The organism is Streptomyces sp. NPDC006193, from assembly GCF_040613915.1.
GTDB lineage: Bacteria > Actinomycetota > Actinomycetes > Streptomycetales > Streptomycetaceae > Streptomyces.
Window position 1 is genome coordinate 152,442 of the sequence record NZ_JBEXTB010000005.1, and the last position, 23,263, is coordinate 175,704.

At 73.1% G+C, this 23,263-nt stretch carries 23 protein-coding genes and 1 pseudogene; 15 read left to right on the top strand and 9 right to left on the bottom strand.

The annotated features are described in order from the left end of the window. Positions 1-60: 60 nt before the first annotated feature. Complete coding sequence (locus tag ABZ261_RS07780; protein ID WP_356856415.1) at positions 61-1,350, top strand: citrate synthase; 1,290 nt, start codon at positions 61-63, stop codon at positions 1,348-1,350. A gap of 620 nt (positions 1,351-1,970) precedes the next feature. Here the strand turns inward: ABZ261_RS07780 and ABZ261_RS07785 are convergent. Together ABZ261_RS07785 and ABZ261_RS07790 are read right to left on the bottom strand one after the other, a co-directional pair. Next, a complete protein-coding gene (locus ABZ261_RS07785) occupies positions 1,971-4,223 on the bottom strand; it encodes a heavy metal translocating P-type ATPase (protein ID WP_356856417.1) in 2,253 nt (750 codons plus the stop codon). Positions 4,224-4,306: 83 nt separating this feature from the next. Further along, positions 4,307-4,546 carry a heavy metal-associated domain-containing protein gene (locus tag ABZ261_RS07790; protein ID WP_356856419.1) on the bottom strand — a complete coding sequence of 80 codons (240 nt, stop codon included), beginning with the start codon at positions 4,544-4,546 and terminating at the stop codon, positions 4,307-4,309. A gap of 189 nt (positions 4,547-4,735) precedes the next feature. Here ABZ261_RS07790 and ABZ261_RS07795 point away from each other — a divergent pair, with 189 nt between their 5' ends. Next, complete coding sequence (locus tag ABZ261_RS07795) at positions 4,736-5,467, top strand: chaplin (RefSeq protein WP_356856421.1); 732 nt, start codon at positions 4,736-4,738, stop codon at positions 5,465-5,467. 408 nt (positions 5,468-5,875) lie between these two features. On the opposite strand, the gene ABZ261_RS07800 is transcribed toward ABZ261_RS07795, so the two are convergent. Continuing rightward, on the bottom strand, positions 5,876-6,151 hold the full coding sequence (locus ABZ261_RS07800) for a hypothetical protein (protein WP_356856423.1): 276 nt from the start codon (positions 6,149-6,151) through the stop codon (positions 5,876-5,878). Positions 6,152-6,208: 57 nt separating this feature from the next. Next, complete coding sequence (locus ABZ261_RS07805; protein ID WP_356856425.1) at positions 6,209-7,060, bottom strand: hypothetical protein; 852 nt, start codon at positions 7,058-7,060, stop codon at positions 6,209-6,211. 454 nt (positions 7,061-7,514) lie between these two features. Between ABZ261_RS07805 and ABZ261_RS07810 the strand changes: the two genes are divergently transcribed. The 3 genes from ABZ261_RS07810 (at position 7,515) to ABZ261_RS07820 (ending at position 8,920) form a co-directional block, all read left to right on the top strand. Then, positions 7,515-8,003: a hypothetical protein gene (locus tag ABZ261_RS07810; RefSeq protein ID WP_356856427.1), complete on the top strand. Its 489-nt coding sequence runs from the start codon at positions 7,515-7,517 to the stop codon at positions 8,001-8,003. 217 nt (positions 8,004-8,220) lie between these two features. Beyond that, positions 8,221-8,511: a hypothetical protein gene (locus ABZ261_RS07815; protein WP_356856429.1), complete on the top strand. Its 291-nt coding sequence runs from the start codon at positions 8,221-8,223 to the stop codon at positions 8,509-8,511. A 121-nt stretch (positions 8,512-8,632) separates the two neighbouring features. Next, positions 8,633-8,920, top strand: coding sequence for a hypothetical protein (locus ABZ261_RS07820; protein WP_356856431.1), 288 nt, complete (start codon positions 8,633-8,635; stop codon positions 8,918-8,920). Positions 8,921-9,064: 144 nt separating this feature from the next. Here ABZ261_RS07820 and ABZ261_RS07825 read toward each other — a convergent pair whose 3' ends face one another. The 4 genes from ABZ261_RS07825 to ABZ261_RS07840 all read right to left on the bottom strand — a co-directional run bounded on the left by ABZ261_RS07825 (position 9,065) and on the right by ABZ261_RS07840 (position 10,758). After that, on the bottom strand, positions 9,065-9,409 hold the full coding sequence (locus tag ABZ261_RS07825) for a hypothetical protein (RefSeq protein ID WP_356856433.1): 345 nt from the start codon (positions 9,407-9,409) through the stop codon (positions 9,065-9,067). A gap of 256 nt (positions 9,410-9,665) precedes the next feature. Continuing rightward, entirely contained in the window at positions 9,666-9,959 is a 294-nt protein-coding gene (locus ABZ261_RS07830; protein ID WP_356856435.1) for a hypothetical protein, read from the bottom strand. Between the two features lie 147 nt (positions 9,960-10,106). Beyond that, on the bottom strand, positions 10,107-10,448 hold the full coding sequence (locus tag ABZ261_RS07835; protein WP_356856437.1) for a hypothetical protein: 342 nt from the start codon (positions 10,446-10,448) through the stop codon (positions 10,107-10,109). A 67-nt stretch (positions 10,449-10,515) separates the two neighbouring features. Then, complete coding sequence (locus ABZ261_RS07840) at positions 10,516-10,758, bottom strand: hypothetical protein (RefSeq protein WP_356856439.1); 243 nt, start codon at positions 10,756-10,758, stop codon at positions 10,516-10,518. Positions 10,759-11,221: 463 nt separating this feature from the next. On the opposite strand from ABZ261_RS07840, the pseudogene ABZ261_RS07845 reads away from it, so the two are divergent. Further along, positions 11,222-11,413, top strand: a pseudogene (locus tag ABZ261_RS07845) (hypothetical protein); the annotation flags it as partial. Positions 11,414-11,474: 61 nt separating this feature from the next. Here the strand turns inward: ABZ261_RS07845 and ABZ261_RS07850 are convergent. Beyond that, positions 11,475-11,675: a MerR family transcriptional regulator gene (locus tag ABZ261_RS07850; protein WP_356856441.1), complete on the bottom strand. Its 201-nt coding sequence runs from the start codon at positions 11,673-11,675 to the stop codon at positions 11,475-11,477. Between the two features lie 386 nt (positions 11,676-12,061). Between ABZ261_RS07850 and iolC the strand changes: the two genes are divergently transcribed. The 9 genes from iolC (at position 12,062) to ABZ261_RS07895 (ending at position 23,248) form a co-directional block, all read left to right on the top strand. Then, positions 12,062-13,012: a 5-dehydro-2-deoxygluconokinase gene (gene iolC / locus ABZ261_RS07855; RefSeq protein WP_356856443.1), complete on the top strand. Its 951-nt coding sequence runs from the start codon at positions 12,062-12,064 to the stop codon at positions 13,010-13,012. 11 nt (positions 13,013-13,023) lie between these two features. Further along, positions 13,024-13,956 carry a deoxyribose-phosphate aldolase gene (locus ABZ261_RS07860; RefSeq protein WP_356856693.1) on the top strand — a complete coding sequence of 311 codons (933 nt, stop codon included), beginning with the start codon at positions 13,024-13,026 and terminating at the stop codon, positions 13,954-13,956. A gap of 7 nt (positions 13,957-13,963) precedes the next feature. Continuing rightward, a complete protein-coding gene (gene iolB, locus ABZ261_RS07865; protein ID WP_356856445.1) occupies positions 13,964-14,782 on the top strand; it encodes a 5-deoxy-glucuronate isomerase in 819 nt (272 codons plus the stop codon). Further along, the gene (gene iolD, locus ABZ261_RS07870; protein ID WP_356856447.1) at positions 14,779-16,656 is read left to right on the top strand and encodes a 3D-(3,5/4)-trihydroxycyclohexane-1,2-dione acylhydrolase (decyclizing); all 1,878 of its coding nucleotides are present in this window, start codon (positions 14,779-14,781) and stop codon (positions 16,654-16,656) included. Before iolB ends, iolD begins: the two co-directional genes overlap by 4 nt. 15 nt (positions 16,657-16,671) lie before the next feature. Further along, positions 16,672-18,174 (top strand): CoA-acylating methylmalonate-semialdehyde dehydrogenase, encoded by a 1,503-nt coding sequence (mmsA, locus tag ABZ261_RS07875; protein ID WP_356856449.1) that lies wholly within the window; start codon positions 16,672-16,674, stop codon positions 18,172-18,174. A 211-nt stretch (positions 18,175-18,385) separates the two neighbouring features. Beyond that, the gene (locus tag ABZ261_RS07880) at positions 18,386-21,037 is read left to right on the top strand and encodes a CocE/NonD family hydrolase (RefSeq protein ID WP_356856451.1); all 2,652 of its coding nucleotides are present in this window, start codon (positions 18,386-18,388) and stop codon (positions 21,035-21,037) included. Next, positions 21,034-21,888, top strand: a complete 855-nt coding sequence (locus ABZ261_RS07885; RefSeq protein WP_356856453.1) for an ABC transporter permease — start codon at positions 21,034-21,036, stop codon at positions 21,886-21,888. The genes ABZ261_RS07880 and ABZ261_RS07885 overlap by 4 nt, the downstream gene beginning before the upstream one ends. Positions 21,889-22,166: 278 nt before the next feature. Further along, on the top strand, positions 22,167-22,394 hold the full coding sequence (locus tag ABZ261_RS07890; protein ID WP_356856455.1) for a chaplin: 228 nt from the start codon (positions 22,167-22,169) through the stop codon (positions 22,392-22,394). A gap of 113 nt (positions 22,395-22,507) precedes the next feature. Then, positions 22,508-23,248, top strand: a complete 741-nt coding sequence (locus ABZ261_RS07895) for a chaplin family protein (protein ID WP_356856457.1) — start codon at positions 22,508-22,510, stop codon at positions 23,246-23,248. The last annotated feature ends 15 nt before the right edge of the window (positions 23,249-23,263 follow it).

Here is a 23,263-nt window from a genome sequence, read left to right on the forward strand (position 1 = left end):
GGGATGGTAGAGACAGTCAGGGCACCTCGAAGATGAGGCACTACGTCGGTGAGGGAAGACGTGAGCGACAACTCTGTAGTACTGCGGTACGGCGACGGCGAATACACCTACCCGGTGGTCGACAGCACCGTCGGTGACAAGGGCTTCGACATCGGGAAGCTCCGCGCCCAGACCGGTCTGGTGACTCTGGACAGCGGTTACGGCAACACGGCCGCCTATAAATCCGCCATCACCTACCTCGACGGCGAGGCGGGCATCCTCCGCTACCGCGGCTACCCCATCGAGCAGCTGGCCGAGCGCTCCACCTTCCTGGAGGTGGCCTACCTGCTGATCAACGGTGAGCTGCCGACCGTCGACGAGCTCGCCACGTTCAAGAACGACATCACGCGGCACACCCTGCTGCACGAGGACGTCAAGAACTTCTACCGGGGCTTCCCGCGCGACGCGCACCCGATGGCCATGCTGTCCTCGGTCGTCTCGGCGCTGTCCACCTTCTACCAGGACAGCCACAACCCGTTCGACGAGAAGCAGCGCGACCTCTCCACGATCCGGCTGCTCGCCAAGCTCCCGACGATCGCGGCGTACGCGTACAAGAAGTCGATCGGCCACCCGTTCGTCTACCCGCGCAACGACCTCGGCTACGTCGAGAACTTCCTGCGCATGACCTTCTCGGTCCCGGCCGACGAGTACGAGCTGGACCCGGTCGTCGTCTCCGCGCTGGACAAGCTGCTCATCCTGCACGCCGACCACGAGCAGAACTGCTCGACCTCCACGGTCCGCCTGGTCGGCTCCTCGCAGGCCAACATGTTCGCGTCGATCTCGGCCGGCATCAACGCGCTGTGGGGCCCGCTGCACGGCGGCGCCAACCAGTCCGTGCTGGAGATGCTGGAGGGCATCCGCGACTCCGGTTCCGACGTCGACACCTTCATCCGCAAGGTGAAGAACAAGGAGGACGGCGTCCGCCTGATGGGCTTCGGCCACCGGGTCTACAAGAACTTCGACCCGCGCGCCAAGATCATCAAGGCTGCCGCGCACGACGTGCTCTCCGCGCTGGGCAAGGAGGACGAGCTCCTCGACATCGCCCTGAAGCTGGAGGAGCACGCGCTGTCCGACGACTACTTCGTCGAGCGCAAGCTGTACCCGAACGTCGACTTCTACACGGGTCTGATCTACCGGGCCATGGGCTTCCCGACCGAGATGTTCACGGTCCTGTTCGCCCTCGGCCGCCTGCCGGGCTGGATCGCCCAGTGGACCGAGATGATCAAGGAGCCGGGTTCCCGCATCGGCCGCCCGCGCCAGATCTACACGGGCGTCGTCGAGCGCGACTTCGTGCCGGTCGAGGAGCGCTGAGCCGATGAGCCCAGGGTCCGCCCGGCCGGGCGGACCCTGCGGCGGCGGTGAGTCAAGCGGAAGGCGCCCTGAGACGCCGGTCCCCCCACGGGCCGACGACCAGGGCGCCTTCCCATGTCCCGGTGCGGATTCCCCCCACGGGATCCGGCCGGGCGCTCGGAGAGGACAGCGCCTGAATCGCTGTCTGAGCACAACGAGCAAAACTCGCCGTACTCCAGTGATGCGGTTGCGATCTGCCGGGACAGCGCACGCTGGGAGGGCCGCTCAAAGCTTCCCGGTGTACGTGCCCCGGCAACGCTCTCCCAAGCTCCGACTCGGCCGGAGCCGGGGAGGTACCCCCAATCCGGGGAAGTCCCCCAAGACATCCCCAGATGCCAGTCGGCGCCCCCCAAGACGCCGGTCTGACACCGCCAACTTAGACCTTCGAACCCCTTCGATGGTTACATTCGCATCACTGTGATGTGCGTCTCTTGCATATGTCCCTTAGGTGCGCAAGAGCCCCGATACGTCGATCGGAGCTCAAGCGTAAGGAAGATGCGCGAGCCTTGTGAAGAGCTTATGTGAGGCACGCGCCGGACTCCAGGGGGACTCCTACTTCCGTCCCGTCCTTTTCCGCCCGGTCACCGGAAGGTCCGCAGCCGCAGGCTGTTCGTCACCACGAACACCGAGGAGAAGGCCATCGCCGCACCCGCGATCATGGGATTGAGCAGTCCGGCGGCGGCCAGCGGCAGCGCGGCCACGTTGTAGCCGAAGGCCCACACCAGGTTGCCCTTGATGGTCGCCAGCGTCCTGCGCGACAGCCGGATCGCGTCCGCGGCCACGCGCAGGTCCCCGCGCACCAGTGTGAGATCGCCGGCCTCGATCGCCGCGTCCGTGCCGGTGCCCAGGGCGAGGCCCAGGTCGGCGGCGGCGAGCGCGGCCGCGTCGTTCACCCCGTCGCCGACCATCGCCACCGACCGCCCCTCGCGCTGCAGCCGCCTTACGACGTCCACCTTCTCCTCGGGCAGCACCTCGGCGACGACGTCCGCGGAGTCGATGCCGACCTCCCGGGCGACCGCCTCGGCGACCGTCCGGTTGTCCCCGGTGAGCAGCACCGGCCGCAGCCCCAGCGCGCGCAGGTCGCGGACCGCCTCGGCGCTGGTCTCCTTGACCGCGTCGGCGACGGCGAGCACCCCGCGGGCCCGCCCGTCCCAGCCCGCCACGACGGCCGTGCGGCCCTGCTCCTCGGCCTCGCGGGCCGCGCGCGCCAGTTCCTCGGGCAGCGTGTCGTACAGGCGACCCACGGACACCGTGCGGCCCTCCACCAGCCCGCGCACCCCCCGGCCGGGGACGTTCTCGAACCGCTCGACCGCCGGTAGCGCTCCGGCGCGTTCCTCGGCGGCCGCGGCGACGGCGCGGGCCACGGGGTGCTCCGAGGCGTGCTCCAGGGCGCCCGCGAGCCGCAGCAGCTCCTTCTCGTCCTCGCCCTCGGCCACGTGCACCGCCTGCAGGCTCATCCGGCCGGTGGTGACCGTGCCGGTCTTGTCCAGGACTACCGTGTCGACGCGGCGCGTGGACTCCAGGACCTCGGGACCCTTGATCAGGATGCCGAGCTGGGCGCCGCGCCCGGTGCCGACCATCAGCGCGGTCGGTGTGGCCAGGCCCAGCGCGCAGGGGCAGGCGATGATCAGCACCGCGACGGCGGCGGTGAACGCGGCGACGGTGTCCCCGGTGACGCCCAGCCAGACGCCGAACGTGCCGAGCGCGATGAGGATGACGGCGGGCACGAACACCGCGGAGATCCGGTCGGCGAGCCGCTGCACCTCGGCCTTGCCGTTCTGCGCGTCCTCCACCAGCTTCGCCATCCGGGCGAGCTGGGTGTCCGCGCCGACCCGGGTGGCCTCGACGACCAGCCGGCCGCCGGCGTTGACCGTGGCCCCGGTGACCCGGTCGCCGGGGCCGACGTCCACCGGCGCCGACTCGCCCGTCAGCATCGACGCGTCCACCGCGGAGACGCCCTCGACCACCGTGCCGTCGGTGGCGATCTTCTCACCGGGCCGTACGGCGAACCGGTCGCCGACGGCCAGGGAGGACACCGGGATCCGCACCTCGCGGCCGTCCCGCAGGACCGCCACCTCCTTGGCGCCCAGCTCCATCAGGGCCCGCAGGGCCGCGCCGGCGCGCCGCCTGGAGCGGGCCTCCAGATAGCGGCCGAGCAGGATCAGCGCGACGACCCCGGCGGCGACCTCCAGGTAGACGGCCGAGGCGCCGTCGGTGCGGGAGACGGTGAGGCGGAACTCGTCGTGCATACCCGGCCGGCCGGCGTCGCCGAGGAACAGCGCCCACAGCGACCAGCCGAACGCGGCCAGCGTGCCGACCGAGACGAGGGTGTCCATGGTGGCCGCGCCGTGCCGGAGGTTGGTCCAGGCGGCCCGGTGGAAGGACCAGCCGCCCCAGACGACGACGGGCGCGGCCAGGGTGAGCGAGAGCCACTGCCAGTCGTCGAACTGGAGCGCGGGGACCATGGCGAGCAGGACGACGGGGGCGGCGAGCAGCGCGGAGACGATCAGGCGGTGCCGCAGCGCGCCGAGTTCCGCATCCGGCTCGGGGCTTCCCTCGCCGGCTCCGGGCGCGGGCTCCGGCGGCGGGGGCTCCTCGGCGGTGTAGCCGGTCCGCTCGACGGTGGCGATCAGGTCGGCGACGCGGACGCCGTCGGCGCAGGAGACCCTGGCCTTCCCGGTGGCGAAGTTGACGGTGGCGCTCACGCCCTCCATCCGGTTGAGCTTGCGCTCCACCCGGGCGGCGCAGGAGGCGCAGGTCATCCCGCCGATGAGCAGCTCGACCTCATAGGTCGGGCCCGTGGTCGCGGCTGTCTTCGCGGTGGTGCTGGTCATGTCCGGACTCCAGACATCGGACCGGACCGTACGGATCCAGTATCAGCTGGTCGGCACGGCCCGGTCGGGGCAGGGGGGCTCTCTCAGGCCTTGCCGGCCAGCTCGAAGCCGGCCTCGTCCACGGCGGCGCGCACGGCCTCCTCGTCCAGCGGGGCGTCGGAGACGACGGTCACCTCGCCCGTCGACGCGACGGCCTTCACCGAGGTCACGCCGGGGATCTGGGAGATCTCACCGGAGACGGAGCCCTCGCAGTGGCCGCAGCTCATGCCGGTCACCCGGTAGACGGCGGTGACGGGGCCCGGGGTGTCGGTCTGGGAGGTCATGGCGTTGCTCCTCGTCGAGGCGTAGGGGACCGGTGGGGCCGATGGGGAGCCCCACACTCCTCACACTATACCCCTAGGGGGTATCAGGTGGAGCAACTGGAGGGCGGGACGCCATAACCCCGGCCGCCCACCCGCGTTTTAAGGGGTGCGGGCGAGTGCCCGCGACGATGTAAGGAAGGCAGGAAACCCATGAGACGGACTACCCGAAACGGTGTGATCGCCGTCGCCGCCGCGTCCGGTGCGATGGCGGTGGCACTGCCGGTGTCCGCCGCCTTCGCGGCCGACGGGGCCTCCGCCGACGGTACGGCGGCCGGCTCGCCAGGGGTTCTCTCCGGCAACACCCTCCAGGTCCCGGTGCACGTGCCGGTGAACGTCTGCGGCAACACCGCGAACATCGTGGGGCTGCTCAACCCGGCCGCGGGCAACACCTGCGTCAACCGGGGAGGGGCGCACGCCGGCGATGCGAAGGAGGACGACGGGCCGGCCGCGTCCGGCGAGGCGTCCGCGCACGACGGCGGATCGGCCGGCTCCGGCGGGGCGTCGGCCCACGGCGCCGCCACGGACTCGCCGGGGGTGCTCTCCGGCAACGCGGTCCAGCTCCCGGTCGACGTGCCGGTGAACGTCTCCGGCAACAGCGTCAACGTGGTCGGTGTGGGCAACCCGGCGATCGGCAACGAGTCGGTCAACGGCTCCGGCGACCACTCCCGCCGGCCTGTGCACCCCGCCGTGCCGAAGCCCCGGGCGCCCAAGCCGCAGGCCCACGCCCGGACCCAGCCGGACCCGCACACGCCGCGTCCGGCGGCGGCGTCGCTGGCCCACACCGGAGCGGATCTCACGGCCCCCGCAGTGGCCGGCAGCGCCGCGCTCATCCTCACGGGTGCGATCCTGTACCGCCGGTTCGCCCCGGCCCGCACCCGCTGACCCGGCCCCCTGCGGCCCCACCGGGCGTGCCCCGGTCCGAACGAGTGCCGCGGGCCCGCCGTCACGCCCGGGACCCGCGTGCACCACTTCGGGTGGTTCCGGGACTGGGGGAAGAGGCCGGCGGGTACGCAGGGGGACGGGACGGCTGTGGCAGTGGATCGTTCCCCCACGGCACTGCCACAGCCCCACCGACCACCCGGGCGCCGGTGCGGTGGGCGGCCGCGGTGCTCCACCGGCGGGCGCGTGACCTTCCGGCGCACGGCGTCGTTGAGGGGGTGCGTTCCCTTCGATCCGGGCCCCAGGAGTCTCGAAAGACACTTCTGGGGCCCGTGGCACGTCCCGGGCCGCACAAAGCCGAAGGGCACGCACAGATCTGTGCGTGCCCGGAGGGGGAAGCCGGCGAGGGCGTCAGAACGCCCGGCTGTTGCAGCCCATGTCGGAACCGAGGTGGCTCTGCTGCGCGCCCGGGTTGCCTTCGCCGTTGAGCAGGTTGCCCGCCAGGCCGGTGACGGCGCCGACGCTGCCGATCACCTCGATGTTCATGTCGTGCGAACGGCACTCGATGCCCTGGGTGACGTCGATGTCGTGGCCCGGCTCGCCGTGGGCGAAGGCGGCGTTGCCGCCGATCGAGCCGACACTGCCGATCATGGCGCCGACGAGGACGGCCTTGTGGAACATGCGCATGGTTTCTCCGTTTGGTCGAGCGGACGGGATGGGAGGGACGACGATGCGGGAACGCCGTCAGCCGAGCCGGGGAAGTCCCAGCTGGCCGACGGGAGGCGCCGCGATCTGCCCGAGGCCGACCGGAGCCAGCTCCGGGACGCTCCCCGGGGTGACCTGCGGGTTGAACAGCGGGTTCACCTGAGGGTTGACCTGCGGGTTCACCTGAGGGGCGACGTGCGCCGGGGGCTCGGGGGTGACGGCCTGCGGCATGGCCACCTGAGGGGCGACCTGCGGCATGACCTGGGGCATGACCTGCGGCACCACCTGCGCCGGCTGCTGCTGGGGAGCCGCCTGGACAAGCTGCTGCGGGACCGCCTGGACGGGCTGCTGCTGCGGGACCATCTGCACCGGCTGCTGCTGAGGCACCATCTGGACCGGCTGCTGCGGGACCGCCTGCACCGGCTGCTGCTGCGGCACCATCTGCACCGGCTGCTGCTGCGGCACCATCTGCACCGGCTGCTGCTGGGGGGCCATCTGCACCGGCTGCTGCTGCGGGTACGGCGAGGTGGAGGCCTGTGCCGTACCCAGCGACGTGGCCGTGGCGGAGGCATAACCGGTCTGCTGCTGCGGCGCGGCCGGCTGCGGAGCGAACGCCTGGGGCGCGGCCGGCTGCGGAGCGAACGTCTGCGGCGCGGCCGGCTGGGGAGCGAACGCCTGGGGCGCGGCCGGCTGGGGAGCGAACGCCTGGGGCGCGGCCGGCTGCGGAGCGAATGTCTGCGGCGCGGCCTGCGGAGCCGGGTACTCGGGAGCCGGCGCCGGAACGGGACCGCCTGGTCCGACCATGGGGTCGGAATGGCTGACGCCGGCGCCGATGGCGGACAGACCGCTGGCCGCTGCTACGACGAGCGCGGCCTTGTGAAGCTTGCGCATGAAACCCTCGGCCCTTCGATACCTGAAAACAGTGCGTTCAATGCGGTCACGCGTGCAGCCGGTGCGGTACTCGAACCGCACGGTCGGCAGCGGTGGTTGCGAGCAGCACGCGGACGTCGCGTCGAAGCCGGCAGCGGATTCCGCAACCCGTGCCGGGCCGACGGCCGCTGCCCTCTCCCCGTTGGAACGAGGGGCGCGGCGCCGTGGTCACGGCCCTGCGGCCCCGTCACCCGTTTGCCGTCCGCCCGGCCGGCCCCCGGGCCCCGCCCGGAGGTGCGGCAAACGGGTGAGCCCGCTCGGCCGGCCGTGTCCGCGTCCGCGCCCGTCTCGTTCCCCACGGAGCCGAGGGCGATGGCCCATCGCAGTCGCACGGGGCAGCTCATCAGTGACACCTGCGCTGCCGCATCGGCATTTCACGAGTTCCGTACACAGTCAATGAAGGGCCGAGGATTTCATGCGCAAGCTTCAGCACGTCGCGCTCGTCGTCGCGGCAGCCGGCGGTCTGTCCGCCGTCGGCGCCGGCCCGAGCTACGCCGCCCCCGCCGGCCACAACGGGGCCGCACCGCCTCCCGTTTCACAGCAGGACGCCCAGGCCGCCGCGGCCACCTCGTCACAGGCGACCGCGCAGACCTACGGTTCGCCGGCTCCGCAGCAGGCAGCTCCCCCGCGGCGGGCCACCGAGGTCGCCCCGCAGGTCAACCCTCAGCTGAACCCGCAGATCAGCCCCCAGATCTCGCCGCCGGCCCCGCAGGCCCACACGCAGCAGGGCGCCCCGGTGCGGCAGAACAACCTGTTCCGCCCCTACCAGGAGTGCAGCCCGCAGACCCTGCTCGACGCGAACATCCCGGTCGCCCTGCTCGCCGCCTCCCAGACCCGGGGCGTCGACTGCACCCAGGCCAACAGCCAGGCGAACTCCCTCGCGAGCGCGACCGGCCTGGGGTAGCACCCGCCGGACGACCGAACTCCGGTGTCCGGCACGGTCCTTCGGGCGCCACACCGACGGGTCCGGCCACGAGCGGTACGGCTTTCGGGTGTTTCTGCCCGAGAGGGTCCGCAACCGGCGCGTCGTTGTCCGCTTTGAGGTGGTTCGTATTAGTCTCCCGTAACTGTAACAAGTCGATCCGTCACGGATCGAGACCACTCACTCCACCGGAGATGACATGCGCAAGCTTCGCAACGTTGCCGTTCTGGTCGCCGCGCTGGGCACCATCGGGCTCGTGGGCGGCACGGCCCACGCCGACCAGGGCGAGGGCAAGGGCGGCGACCACGGCGACAAGTTCAAGATCTCGCAGAGCTCGCACTGCCGCTCGCACGACCTGAACCTGGACGTCCTCGGCGAGGTCGGCCTGCTCAACGGCCTCCTGGGCAACGCGCTCAACGGCGAGGGCAACCCCGGCGCCCAGGCCACCGACATCGGCTCGACCATGGGCTGCAACAACAGCGCCCTCTGAGCCGCCGTCCGACGCGAACACGCCGGGCGACACACGGTCCCGGCACTTGGCCCCTGGCCAGGGTGCCGGGACCGTCCGCATGCGCCACCCCTCTCAACCACCTCACTTCACCGGAGATGACATGAACAAGCTCCGCAAGGCCGCCGTCCTCGTCGCCGCGCTCGGGAGCGTCGGGCTCCTCAGCGCCGGCACCGCCCACGCCGACCACGGCTGGGGCAAGGGCGGTGACGAGTTCGAGGTCCACCAGAGCAGCAACTGCCGGTCGCACGACCTGAACGTCGACATCCTCGGCGAGGTCGGCATCCTCAACGGCCTCGGCGGCAACCTGCTGAACGGCGAGGGCAACCCGGGTGCGCAGGCCACCGACATCGGCTCGACGATGGGCTGCAACAACAGCTTCGGCGGCTGAGAACGGAACCGTTTCCCGGCGTCCCTGCGACCGGCAGGGGCGCCGGGAACGTCGTTTCTGCCGGCGGGCGTTGTGCCGGCGGGCGACGGAGAAGCCGGAATGCCGGGCCGGGAGCGATCCCGGCCCGGCATTCGCGTGCGGTGCTCAGAGCTCGATGTGCGGCTTCCTGAAGCCCTTGGGCAGTTCCGCCGTGTTGGAGCACTCCACGACCGGCCCGACCTTGGTGGACCCGTCGCCGGTCAGCCGGTCGTCCGAGGACACCACGTTGGGCCGGTCGATCGTCGAGCAGTCCTGCTCCTGCTTGATGACGTGCGAGCCGTCCTTGTCGAGGCGCGTCTCGCTCTTGTGGACGCAGACGGTGCCGCCCTGTGCGGTGGTCCTGCACGCGCCCGAGTCGCCGACCGCCTGCGCGTGTCCGGCGCCGAGGCAGAGCGCGGCGAGGCCGCCGACGAGGCCGGAGACGACGGCCGACTTCTGCGGAGTGAACATGTGCTGCTTCCTTTACGACGGAGGCCCGGGCGCCTGTGCCGTCCACCGGCGTGCGCCCGGGCCCGAGAAGGTCGAAACAGGTCATCCCGCTCCGGAACGCGCTGCGGCGCGCGACGGCGGGACGGCCGCAGCCCGGACGCGCACCCTGATGGATGGCCGCGCGTCCGGGCTGTCGTTGGCACGGGGCGTCGGTCATGCTTCCGTGGAAGGCCGACGTGCCCGTGGTGGCGCCGAGGGGATGAGCCCCCGGTGCGTCTTACTCGCCCTCGTGCTCGCCCTCGTGGTCGCCGTAGCCCTCGTGCTCGGGCTCGCCGTGCTTCTGCTCCTCCGGCTGGCCCTCGGGCTGACCCTCGTGCTGGCCCTCGGGCTGGGCCTGCGGCTGCACGTAGTAACCGCCGCCGACGGCGACGGCGTTGGCCGACGAGTTGGCCACCGCGGTGATGCCCGGAGCCGCGTCGTCGTTGCCGTTGGCGAAACCGACACCGGCGCCGAGGGCGGACAGGCCCACGATCGTGGCCGCTACGACTGCAGCGCGCTGAAACTTACGCATGGTTGACCCTTTCTTACCTAGGCATGACGCCTGGTTCTGGCTACTCGTTGTGAGCTTATACACACACTGAGTAGCGATTCAGGATCTACGCTCCACATGTCGTGTCGGCCCCCCTTATGGCCGGACGGCGCCGGCCTCCGGGTCCGGTCAGCGCCTGAGGCCGGGCGACTCCTGCTCCCCGTCGGTCTCCACGGGCACTCCCACGGTTCCGGGGGAGCAGGTCACCTCGGGTCCGAGCCGGGTCCTGCCGGAACCCATGGCGGCGGGCAGGGTCACGGGCTGTACCGTCCGGCAGCTCTCCTGGTGGGGGAAGGTGCCGTCCTCGGGGATCTCGCCCGAGATCCGCTGCACGCAGGTGATGCCGCCCAGGAGGTCGCGGGTGCAGGTCCCCGGGCCCGCCGCGGCGTGCGCCTGGGCGAGGCCGGCGCCCGTCAGGGCGAGGCCGCCGAGGAGCCCCGAGACGGCGGCGATCTTCTTTCTGCTGAACATGTCCGTTGCTCCTTCGTAGGGGCGCCCCGGGCGCCGGCCGCGCACGACGGCTCCGGCGCCGTCGGGGTCAGCGGGTGAAGGCGTGGTTGAACTGGCCGCAGGTGGTGTCCATCGTCTGGGCGAGGCCGAGCACGCCGATCGGCACGTCGTTCTCGGACACCGTCTGCGGGCTGCATTCCTGGTACGGGCGGTAGAGGTCGGACACCTGGACCCCGCCGTCAGGGGTGTCGGCGACGGCGGCGCCGGCTCCGACGGCCGACAGGCCGCCGGCCGCGACCGCAGCGAGCACGACATGCTGAAGCTTGCGCATGGAACCCTCGTTCTTTGAGTGTCGGAAGAGACTGATTGCCCAGCGTGACTGCGCAGACACTAGCAGTAGCTGGAGGGGTGTTCCACGCCGGACGGCCGCCCCTCGGGAGGAGCGGTGCGCGGCGGGGAGGGGAAGGGCCCGCCAAGTCACGGGGTGACGAGGGAAGTTGCGTCCGCGGCCTGTCGTGGCGCCGGGTGGCCGGTGTCAGATCCGGTACGGCACTTGCACCAACACGGGTGAAGCGGAGGAAAGTTGTCCGCGCGAGGTGGCGGCGCCGAAGCGATCAGTCCCGAAGTCCTACGAGACGACCGATCCGATCGATCCGATCGATCCGAAAGTCGGCACGGTGGCGTTCCCGTCGTGAAGAAAGGAGCGCGCAGAACGCGCCGGTGCCGTCGAGTCGGTGGGTGCGTCGGCGACCCGGTGGCGGCCCGGCGGCCGGATCACCGTGCCGTTCGTCGGCGTGCGGGAGGCGACCGGCGGCGCCCACCTCCCGCTCGACGCCCCCGGCTCGCCCGCCGCCTGCGCGGCCTCGGTGGACGGCCGGCGCCGCCGCGTCCGGCACGTCCGGCCGGCCGCGCCGGCCCCGGCGGCCCTCGCCGCGTCCGGAACGGCGCCCGGCGCCGGGGTGATGGCCGTCGCGCCCTGGAGCTGACGGCCCGGGCGGCGCCGGGCGCCCGCGGGGCGCGAGCGGGACGGGCGAGGAGGGGGCGCGGTCAGCCGCCTCTGCGGGCGCGGTTGCCGGGGCGGGAGGCGGCCCACGAGCGGACGGTGTCGGCGTACCAGTACGGCTTGCCGCCCTCCACGTGGTCGGGCGGGGGCAGCAGCCCGTGCTTGCGGTACGACCGCACGGTGTCCGGCTGCACCCGGATGTGCGCCGCGATCTCCTTGTAGGACCAGAGCCTTCGGTCGGTCATGAGCCGCACCCTCCCGCGCGCACCGCGGCGGCGGCCGGAACGGCCGCCGTGGGGACCGGGCGCTGCGCTGACGATCACCACACCTGTGCCCGGTGAACGACGCGGAGTGACCGTCGGGAGGCGCTTGTGGACCGGGTGTGACCGAGGGCCCGCGTACGCGCGACATGTGTGACGAGAAGGGGGTGTTTGTGACACATCCGCCGCAAAGGCGCACGCCGGCACGTCGGCGGGGCGCGTTGCGGAAGCCGGCCGGACGGGTGCGGATCGCACCCGTCGGGTGCGGCCGGATGCGGGCGCGCGGCATCGTCCGAATGTCCGGACAAAACATTGACAGGCTGGGTGCGCGGGGTTAGAAAGCCGGGGAGAGCCATGACGAAGGGAAGCCGATGGCCTACGACCTGATCACCCTGGGGCGGATCGGAGTGGACCTCTACCCGCTGCAGACAGGTGTCCCGCTCGCCCAGGTGTCGTCGTTCGGCAAGTTCCTCGGCGGGTCGGCGGCGAACGTCGCGGTGGCCGCGGCCCGGCTCGGCCGGAGCACCGCCGTGATCACCCGCACCGGCGACGACCCGTTCGGCGCCTACCTCCGCCAGGAGCTGCGCGGCTTCGGCGTCGACGACCGCTGGGCCACCCCCGTCCCCGGCCTGCCGACCCCGGTCACCTTCTGCGAGGTCTTCCCGCCGGACGACTTCCCGCTCTACTTCTACCGGCAGCCCAAGGCCCCCGACCTGGAGATCCACGCCCACGAGCTCGACCTGGAGGCTCTGCGCGCCACCCGGATCCTCTGGGTCACCGGCACCGGCCTGAGCGAGGAGCCCAGCCGCACGGCGACCCTCGCGGCCCTCGCCCACCGCGCCCGGGCCGGCATCACCGTCTTCGACCTCGACTGGCGCCCCGCGTTCTGGCGCGACCCGGACGCCGCCCGCCCCTTCTACGCCGAGGCCCTGCGCCACACCACCGTCGCCGTCGGCAACCTGGACGAGGTGGAGGTCGCCACCGGGGTGCGCGAACCCCGCACGGCGGCCCGCGCCCTGCTGGACGCGGGGGCCGAGCTGGCCGTCGTGAAGCAGGGACCGAAAGGCGTCCTCGCCGTCGGCCGCGACGGCGACTGCGCCGAGGTGCCGCCCCTGCCCGTCACCGTCCTCAACGGTCTCGGCGCCGGGGACGCCTTCGGCGGCTCCCTGTGCCACGGCCTGCTGGCCGGCTGGGACCTGGAGACGGTCATGCGGCACGCCAACGCGGCCGGCGCGATCGTCGCCTCCCGCCTGGAGTGCTCCTCCGCGATGCCCACCCCCGACGAGGTGGCCGCCGCCCTCGAGGCCGGAGCGGTGCGGTGAGGGCCGGACGGGTGGTGGGCGCGCGCACCGCGGCCGGGGACGCGGCCCGGCCCCGCCGTGTCGACGTGGGGGAACTCGTCCGCATCCGCACCCGCCACCCCGAGGCGATCGCCGAGGCCGCCGCGCGCCGGGCCCGCAGGCCCCTGCTCGGCGAGACCGGCCGACTGATGATCGTCGCCGCCGACCACCCGGCCCGCGGGGCCCTCGGCGTCGGCGAGCGCAGGCTCGCCATGGCCAACCGCGCCGACCTGCTCGAACGCCTCTGCCTTGCGTTGTCCCGGCCCGGCGTCGACGGCGTCCTCGCCACCGCCGACATCCTGGACGACCTGCTCCTGCTCGGGGCCCTCGACCACAAGGTCGTCATGGGCTCCATGAACCGCGGCGGGCTGCAGGGGGCCAGCTTCGAGCTGGACGACCGCTTCACCGGCCACCGCCCCGAGGACATCGAGCGCCTCGGCTTCGACGCGGGCAAGCTGCTGCTGCGCGTCGACTACGACGACCCGGGCTCCCTGACCACCCTGGAGTCCGCCGCCCGCGCCGTCGACGCCATGGCCGCGCGCCGGCTGCCGGTGTTCGTGGAGCCGTTCATCAGCCGCCGCACCCCCGAGGGCAGGCTGCGCAACGACCTGACCGCCGAGGCGGTCACCCGGTCCATCGCCATCGCCTCCGGACTCGGCGGCTCCTCCGCCTACACCTGGCTGAAGGTGCCGGTCACCGAGAACCCCGACGACATGGCCCGGGTCATGGAGACCTCCACGCTGCCCGCCGTGCTGCTCGGCGGGGACATCGGCGACTCGCCCGGGGACCAGGACGCCGCCTACGAGAAGTGGCGCGGCGCGCTCCGGCTCCCCACCGTGCGCGGGCTGGTGGTCGGCCGCTCGCTGCTGTATCCGGCGGACGGCGACGTGGCCGCCGCCGTGGACACCGCCGTAGGACTGCTGTGAGGGCCGCATGACCGAGCTGCACCTGCCGAGGGGGGCGACCGCGAACGCCCGGTACGCCGTCGACATCGACCCGGCACGGGCCGGGTGGACGTACAGCGGCCTGCGTGTCGTGGAGCTGGCGCCGGGCGGTACGCATACGTTCACCACCGGGGACAGCGAATGGATCCTGCTTCCGCTGGAAGGCGGATGTACCGTACAAATTGAGCACGACCAGTTCCAACTCCTGGGCCGGGAGAGCGTGTTCGCGGACGTCTCCGACTTCGCATACGCCCCCCGGGACACCCGGGTCCAGATCGCCTCCGGCGCGGGAGGCCGCTTCGCCCTGGCAGGAGCGAAGTGCGAGCGACGACTCCCCGCCCGCTACGGCCCCGCGCCGGAGGTCCCCGTCGAGGAGCGCGGCAGCGGCGCCTGCGCCCGCCGGGTGCGCAACTTCGCCGCCGCGGACTCCTTCCCCTGCGACCGGCTGATCGCCGTGGAGGTGATCACCCCCGGCGGCAACTGGTCCTCCTATCCGCCGCACAAGCACGACGAGCACCGGCCGGGCGAGGAGTCCGAGCTGGAGGAGATCTACTACTTCGAGATCGACGGCCCGAACGGGCTCGGCTACCAGCGGGTGTTCCCCTCGCGCGACGGGGGCTCGGACGTCCTCGCCGAGGTCCGCTCCGGTGACGCCGTCCTCGTCCCCGACGGCTGGCACGGCCCGTCGATCGCCCAGCCCGGGCACGCCATGTACTACCTGAACGTCATGGCCGGACCCGGCCGGACGCGGGAGTGGCGGATCCGCTTCCACCCCGACCACACCGAGACCACAGGGGGGTACCGATGACGATCCGGCTGACCGTCGCCCAGGCACTGGTGCGCTTCCTCGCCGCCCAGCACACCGAGCGGGACGGCGAGCGGCGGCGGCTGATCGGCGCGACCTGGGGCGTCTTCGGGCACGGCAACGTCGCCGGCATCGGCCAGGCGCTCGTCGAGTACGCCGGCGTGATGCCGTACCACCAGGGCCGCAACGAGCAGTCCATGGTGCACGCGGCGGTCGGCTACGCCCGCCAGTCCAACCGCCTGTCCACGCACGCGGTGACGACCTCGATCGGCCCCGGCGCGACGAACCTCGTCACCGGCGCCGCCCTCGCCACCATCAACCACCTCCCGGTCCTGCTCCTGCCCGGCGACGTCTTCGCGACCCGCCCCGCCGACCCGGTCCTGCAGCAGCTCGAGGCGCCGTACGCGGGCGACGTCTCGGTCAACGACACCCTGCGCCCGGTGTCCAGGTACTTCGACCGCATCACCCGCCCCGAACAGCTGATCCCGAGCGTGCTGCAGGCCGTGCGGGTCCTCACCGACCCGGTGGAGACCGGCGCGGTCACCCTCGCCCTGCCGCAGGACGTCCAGGCCGAGGCCTTCGACTGGCCGGAGGAGTTCTTCGCCGAACGCGTGTGGACCGTGCGCCGGCCGGGCGCGGACCCCGCCGAGCTGGCCGGGGCGGTCCAGGCGATCCGCGAGGCGCGCAGGCCGCTGGTCGTCGCCGGCGGAGGGGTCCACCACAGTCGCGCCGAGGCGGCCCTCGCCGAGTTCGCGGCGGCCACCCGCATCCCGGTCGCCTCCACCCAGGCCGGCAAGGGCTCCCTGCGGTACGACCACCCCCAGGACGTCGGCGGCATCGGCCACACCGGCACCGCGACCGCCGACGGCCTGGCCCGCACCGCGGACCTGGTGATCGGCGTCGGCACCCGGTACACCGACTTCACCACCGCCTCTCACACCCTCTTCGAGAACCCGGACGTCCGCTTCCTCAACCTCAACGTCGCGCCCTTCGACGGGCACAAGATGGCCGGGCTTCCGCTGATCGCGGACGCCCGCAACGGCCTGGTGGAGCTGACCGAGCGCCTTCAGATGCACGGCCACCGGGTCGCCGGCTCCTACGTCGCCGAGTACACCGAGGGCAAGGAGCACTGGGAGCGGCGCGTCGACGCCTGCCTCGCGGCCGGGCAGATCGACGTGCGGCCGACGCAGCCGCAGGTCATCGGCGCCCTGGACGCCCTCGTGGACGAGTCCGACATCATCGTCAACGCGGCCGGCTCGCTCCCCGGCGACCTGCACAGGCTGTGGCGGGCGCGGTCGCACGACCAGTACCACTTGGAGTACGGCTACTCCTGCATGGGCTACGAGATCCCGGCCGCGCTCGGCGTGAAGCTCGCCGCGCCGGAGCGGAACGTGTGGGCGCTGGTCGGCGACGGCACGTACCTGATGATGCCGACGGAGCTCGTGACCGCCGTGCAGGAGGGCGTCGCGATCAAGGTGGTGCTGGTGCAGAACCACGGGTACGCCTCGATCGGCGGACTGTCTCAGGCGGTGGGCGGCGAGCGGTTCGGCACGGCCTTCCGCTTCCCCTCGGACGACGGCGCCCTCACCGGCGCCCCGCTGCCCGTCGACCTCGCCGCCAATGCCGCCAGCCTCGGCATGCGGGTGCTGCGCGCGGGCACCGTACGGGAGCTGCGGGCGGCGCTCGCCGAGGCGCGCGCCGCCGACACCCCCACATGTGTCTACGTCGAGACCGAAACGTCCGACACTGTGTCGGGCGCGCCCGAGGCGCAGGCCTGGTGGGATGTTCCCGTGGCCGAGACCGCGACCCGCCCGTCGGCGGTCAAGGCCCGCGAGCTGTACGAACGGCACGTCTCCACCCGGCGCCGCCATCTGTAGAAGGAGTCTCTGGTCATGACGAAGATCGTCAACCACTGGATCGGCGGGAAGGCCGTCGACGGCGCGTCGGGCACGTACGGGCCGGTCACCGACCCGGCGACCGGCGCGGTGACCGCGAAGGTCGCGTTCGCGTCGGCCGAGGAGGTGGACGCGGCCGTCGCGGCCGCGAAGGACGCCTTCGCGACCTGGGGCCGGTCCTCGCTCGCCCAGCGCACCGAGATCCTGTTCCGGTTCCGGGCGCTGCTCGACGCCCACCGCGGCGAGATCGCCGAGCTGATCACCGCCGAGCACGGCAAGGTGCACTCCGACGCGCTCGGCGAGGTCGCGCGCGGCCTGGAGATCGTCGACCTGGCCTGCGGGATCAGCGTCCAGCTGAAGGGCGAGCTGTCCACGCAGGTCGCCAGCCGGGTCGACGTGGCCTCCATCCGCCAGCCGCTCGGCGTCGTCGCGGGCATCACGCCGTTCAACTTCCCGGCGATGGTCCCGATGTGGATGTTCCCGATCGCCATCGCCTGCGGCAACACCTTCGTGCTCAAGCCGAGCGAGAAGGACCCCTCGGCGTCGGTCCGCCTCGCCGAGCTGCTCGCCGAGGCCGGTCTGCCCGACGGCGTCTTCAACGTCGTCCACGGCGACAGGACGGCCGTCGACCGGCTGCTGGAGCACCCGGACGTCAAGGCCGTCTCCTTCGTCGGCTCGACCCCGATCGCCCGCCACGTCCACACCACCGCCGCCGCCAACGGCAAGCGGGTGCAGGCCCTCGGCGGCGCCAAGAACCACATGCTGGTGCTGCCGGACGCCGACCTGGACGCGGCGGCCGACGCGGCGGTGAGCGCGGCCTACGGCTCGGCGGGCGAGCGCTGCATGGCCATCTCGGCCGTCGTGGCGGTGGGCGCCATCGGCGACACGCTGGTGGAGAAGATCCGCGAGCGCGCCGAGAAGATCAGGATCGGTCCGGGCAGCGACCCCTCGTCCGAGATGGGTCCGCTGATCACCAGGGCGCACCGGGACAAGGTGGCGTCGTACGTGAAGGGCGCCGCCGCCGAGGGCGCGGAGGTCGTGCTCGACGGCACGGGCTACACCGTCGAGGGCTTCGAGGACGGCCACTGGATCGGCATCTCGCTCCTCGACAAGGTGCCGGCCGGCGCGAAGGCGTACCGGGACGAGATCTTCGGCCCGGTGCTGTGCGTGCTGCGCGCCAGCACCTACGAGGAGGCCCTGGACCTCATCAACGCCTCCCCGTTCGGCAACGGCGCCGCGATCTTCACCCGCGACGGCGGTGCGGCCCGGCGCTTCCAGCTGGAGGTCGAGGCGGGCATGGTCGGCGTGAACGTGCCGATCCCGGTCCCCGTCGGCTACCACTCCTTCGGCGGCTGGAAGGACTCGCTCTTCGGCGACCACCACATCTACGGCAACGACGGCACCCACTTCTACACCCGCGGCAAGGTCGTCACCACCCGCTGGCCCGACCCGGCCGACGCCCCGGCGGGCGTGGACCTCGGCTTCCCGCGCAACCACTGACGCGTCGCGCGGGGCCGCGGCGGGCCCCGCCCGGCGACGCCCGCCACCCCCGTCCGTGCACGGCGGCGGGCGGCCCGGCGGACCACGGCGGAGCCCGGCGCGCCGTACCACGCCCGGAGTACGCCGGAGCGGACCCGTACCCCCCGGGAAGGGCCCGGAGCTCCACCCGGGGGCGGCGGCGGCCGCCGCCCGCGGCCCGTACCGTTGACGCATGGATCTTCGACTCCCCGCACTGCGGGCGCTGCTGCACAGGCCGCGCCGGCTCGTGGCCGGCGCCGCCGCCGTGGCGGTGCTCGCCGGTGCCGGGACGTGGACGGCGGCCGTCGCCTCCGGCGACACGCCGGCCGTGCGCCGCAGCGACCAGGTCATGGCGGTCGACGGGGTGCGCCTGGACACCTCCTTCTTCACCCCGGCCGGGCCCGGCCGCCACCCCGCCGTCCTGCTCGCGCACGGCTTCGGCGGCAGCAAGCACGACATGCGCCGGCAGGCCGAGGACCTCGCCCGGAGCGGGTACGCGGTCCTGACCTGGTCCGCGCGCGGCTTCGGCCGGTCCACCGGGAAGATCGGGCTCAACGACCCCGACGGGGAGGTCGCCGACGTCTCCCGGCTCGTCGACTGGCTGGCCGCGCAGCCGCGGGTCCGGCTCGACGGGCCAGGCGACCCGCGCGTGGGCGTGGCCGGCGGCAGTTACGGCGGCGCCGTGGCGCTGCTCGCCGCCGGACACGACCACCGGGTGGACGCCATCGCCCCGGCGGTCACCTACTGGAACCTCGCGGACGCCCTGTTCCCGAACGGGGTGTTCAAGAAGCTGTGGGCCGGCGTCTTCGTCAACACCGGCGGCGGCTGCGCGCGGTTCGAGCCCGCGCTGTGCCGGATGTACGACCGGGTCGCCGCGTCCGGCGTCCCCGACCCGGCGGCCCGCGCCCTGCTGGAGGAACGCTCGCCGTCCGCCGTCGGCGCCCGCATCGAGGCGCCCACCCTGCTGGTCCAGGGGCAGACGGACTCCCTGTTCACCCTGGACCAGGCCGACGCGGCCGAGAAGGCGATCCGCGCCGGCGGCACCCCCGTCGCCGTCGACTGGATCGCCGGCGGCCACGACGGCGGGGACCCGGAGACCGCCCGGGTCGAGGCCCGCGTACGCGCCTGGTTCGACCGGTACCTGAAGGACGACCGGAGCGCCGACACCGGCCCGGCCTTCCGGGTCACCCGCACCGGCGGCATCGACTCCGCGGACGGCACCGCCCAGCTGCGCGGCGCGAGCGCCGCCGCCTACCCCGGTCTGCGCGGCCACCGGCGCGCCGTCCCCCTCACCGGCGGCGCCCAGCGCGTCACCAACCCGGCCGGGGCAAGCCCGCCCGGCGTCTCCGCCCTGCCCGGCCTCGGCGGCTCCGGCGGCCTCGGCCGGCTGTCCGCGCTCGGCCTCGGCGTCTCCCTCGACTTCCCCGGCCAGTACGCGCGGTTCGACTCCGCGCCCCTCACCCGCGACCTGCAGATCACCGGCGCCCCGACCGCCACGGTCCGCGTCACCTCCACCCGCGACGACGCCGTCCTGTTCGGCAAGGTCTACGACGTCGGCCCGGACGGCGCCCGGCAGGTGCTGCCCGGCCAGCTCGTCGCCCCCTTCCGGGTGACCGGCGCCAGAGCCGGCAAGGACGTCACCGTCACCCTCCCGGCCATCGACCACGAGGTGCAGAGGGGCCACCGGCTCCGCCTGGTCCTCGCCTCCACCGACCTCGGCTACGCCTCACCGGCCGCCCCGGCGTCCTACACCGTCTCCCTGAAGTCGGACCTGAGCGTGCCGACGGCCCCCGCGGTCACCACCGCCGCCGCGCCGCTGCCCGCCTGGGTGTGGTGGCTGCCCGCGGCCGGCGCGGCGGCCGCCCTCGCCCTGCTGCTCACCGCCCGCCGCCGCACGGCCGCGCCCGCGCCCGATCCGGAGCTGGCCGACGTCCCGCTGGTGATCAGCGACCTGAGCAAGCGGTACGCGGGGTCCGCCGACCGGTACGCGGTGCGCGGGCTGTCCTTCCGCGTGGAGAAGGGGCAGGTGCTCGGCCTGCTCGGACCCAACGGCGCGGGCAAGACGACCACCCTGCGCATGCTGATGGGACTGATCCGCCCGGACGACGGCGAGATCCGCGTCTTCGGCCACACGATCCGGCCCGGCGCCGCGGTGCTCTCCCGGGTCGGCGCGTTCGTGGAGGGCGCCGGGTTCCTGCCGCACCTGTCCGGCCGGGAGAACCTGGAGCTGTACTGGCGGGCGACCGGCCGCCCGCCCGCGGACGCCCACCTGGACGAGGCCCTGGAGATCGCCGGACTCGGCGACGCCCTCGCCCGCGCGGTGCGCACCTACTCGCAGGGCATGCGCCAGCGCCTCGCCATCGCCCAGGCCATGCTCGGCCTGCCCGACCTGCTCATCCTGGACGAGCCGACCAACGGTCTCGACCCGCCCCAGATCCGGGAGATGCGCGAGGTGATGATCCGCTACGCGGCCGGCGGCCGGACGGTGATCGTCTCCAGTCACCTGCTCGCCGAGGTCGAGCAGTCCTGCACCCACCTGGTGGTGATGGACCGCGGCCGGCTCGTGCAGGCGGGTCCGGTCCGGGAGATCACCGGCTCCGGCGACACGCTGCTGGTCGGCACCGCCGCGCCCGTGGCGGAGCCGGTGGTGGAGAAGGTGGGCGCGCTGCCCGGCGTCGCCTCCGCCGTGCGCACCGGCGACGGACTGCTGGTCCGGCTCGAACCCGGCGGCACGGCCGAACGCCTGGTCGTGGACCTGGTGCGGCTGGAGGTGCCGGTCGCCTCGGTCGGGCCGCACCGCCGCCTGGAAGACGCCTTCCTCACCCTGATCGGAGGTTCCGCATGAGCGCGCTCACCGAAGTCGCCTCCGGATACCGGCCGGGCCGCACCCTGCCGCTGCGCGTGGAGCTGGTCCGCCAGCTCAAGCGGCGCCGCACCCTGGTCATGGGCGCCGTCCTGGCCGTCCTGCCGTTCGTGCTGCTGACCGCCTTCGCGATCGGCGGCGATCCGGGCGGGCGCAACGGCCAGGTGACGCTGATGGACACGGCCACCGCGTCCGGCGCCAACTTCGCCGCGGTGAACCTGTTCGTCTCCGCGGGCTTCCTGCTGGTGATCCCGGTCGCCCTGTTCTGCGGGGACACGGTCGCCTCGGAGGCGAGCTGGTCCTCGCTGCGCTATCTGCTCGCCGCGCCGGTGCCCCGGGCCCGGCTGCTGTGGTCCAAGCTGGTCGTGGCGCTCGGGCTGAGCCTCGCCGCGATGCTGCTGCTGCCGCTGGTCGCCCTCGCGGCCGGCACGGCCGCCTACGGGTGGGGCCCGCTGCAGATCCCGACGGGCGGCGCGCTGGACACCGGTACGGCGGCCCAGCGGCTCGTGGTGGCCGTGCTGTACGTCTTCGTGTCCCAACTGGTCACGGCCGGACTGGCGTTCTGGCTCTCGACCCGGACCGACGCCCCGCTCGGCGCGGTCGGCGGCGCGGTGGGCCTGACCATCGTCGGCAACGTCCTGGACGCCGTCACCGCCCTCGGCCACTGGCGCGACTTCCTGCCCGCGCACTGGCAGTTCGCCTGGGCGGACGCCGTCCAGCCGCATCCCGAGTGGTCCGGCATGATCCAGGGCGCCGCGCTGTCCGTGACGTACGCGCTGGTGCTGTTCGCCCTGGCCTTCCGGGGTTTCGCCCGCAAGGACGTCGTCTCCTAGGCCCCGGGGCACCGGGGGCGGCCTTCTGCGCGCCGGCGCGGCGCCAACCGGGTGAATCAGCGCAACCATTCTTTAGGGGCCGGGTTGATGAAGCCGTAGGGCCTGCGTCGCCATGGGGAGATGCGCCCAGAGTGCGGTGCGATCGAGTGATAATCACGCTTTTCGCGTTCCGTGATCTCCCCCAGCGTCTATCCCTCGTTCCGTGCCGCGACCGTCCAGGTCGTGCTCACACGGTTCTGGCCGTCTTTGAGGCATGACCCCCGGAGAAGGGAACTTCCATGAAGAAGAGCGTTGCTGTCGTCACGGGTGCCGTTCTGGCCCTGGGCCTGGCCGGACCGGCCTTCGCCGACGCCGACGCCAAGGGTGTCGCCGTCGGTTCCCCGGGTGTCCTGTCGGGCAACGTCATCCAGGTCCCGATCCACGTGCCGATCAACGTGTGCGGCAACTCGATCAACGTCATCGCCGCGCTGAACCCGGCGATCGGCAACGTCTGCGTCAACGGCTGAGGACGCATCAGCCCCAGCCCGGCTCCGCCCTGGCCGGCCCCGGACCGACGAAGAGCGCCTCTTCGCCCCGGGGCCGGCCTTCCCCCTTCTCCGAGCAGGAAGACCACGAGATCTTGCGACAGACTCTCAGCAAGGGCATCGTCCTGGCCGCCGCCGCGACCGGGATGCTGTCCCTGTACGGCGGCTCCGCGTTCGCCGGCTCCGACGCGCACGGCACCGCCCAGGGCTCTCCCGGTGCGCTGTCCGGGAACGACGCGCAGGCGCCGGTGCACGCCCCGGTCGGCGTCTGCGGCAACAGCGCCGACGCCGTCGCCGCGCTGAACCCGGCGGCCGGCGACTCCTGCGCCGCGCACGACACCGGTAAGCACGACGACACCGGGAAGCGCGACGACACCGGGAAGCGCGACGCGCACGACGACTCCGTGAAGGACTCCGCCTCCGCCGGGCCGGAAGACTCCGGTTACGGGAGTTCCGACGACTCTGCCTCCGCCGGGCCGGAAGACTCCGGTTACGGGAGTTCCGACGACTCCGCCTCCGCCGGGCCGGAAGACTCCGGTTACGGGAGTTCCGACGACTCCGGCTACGGAGAGTCCGAGGAGTCCGGCGGCTACGGGGACCGGCCCGGCCCCGGCGACGAGCCCACCCCGCCGCCGTACGGGGGCGAGGAGACGCCCCCGCCCGCCGGCGACCACGGCACGCCTCCCGGCCCGGGCGAGGACCGCCCCGGCGCTCCCGAGCTCCCGCACACGGGCGGCGAGGCCCCGGAGATGATCGCGGCCTCGGCCGCCGGCGCCGTGCTCATCGCGGCCGGGACGATGCTGTTCCGGCGAGGCCGGGCCGCCTCCCGCCGCTAGCCGCACCGGGTGCCG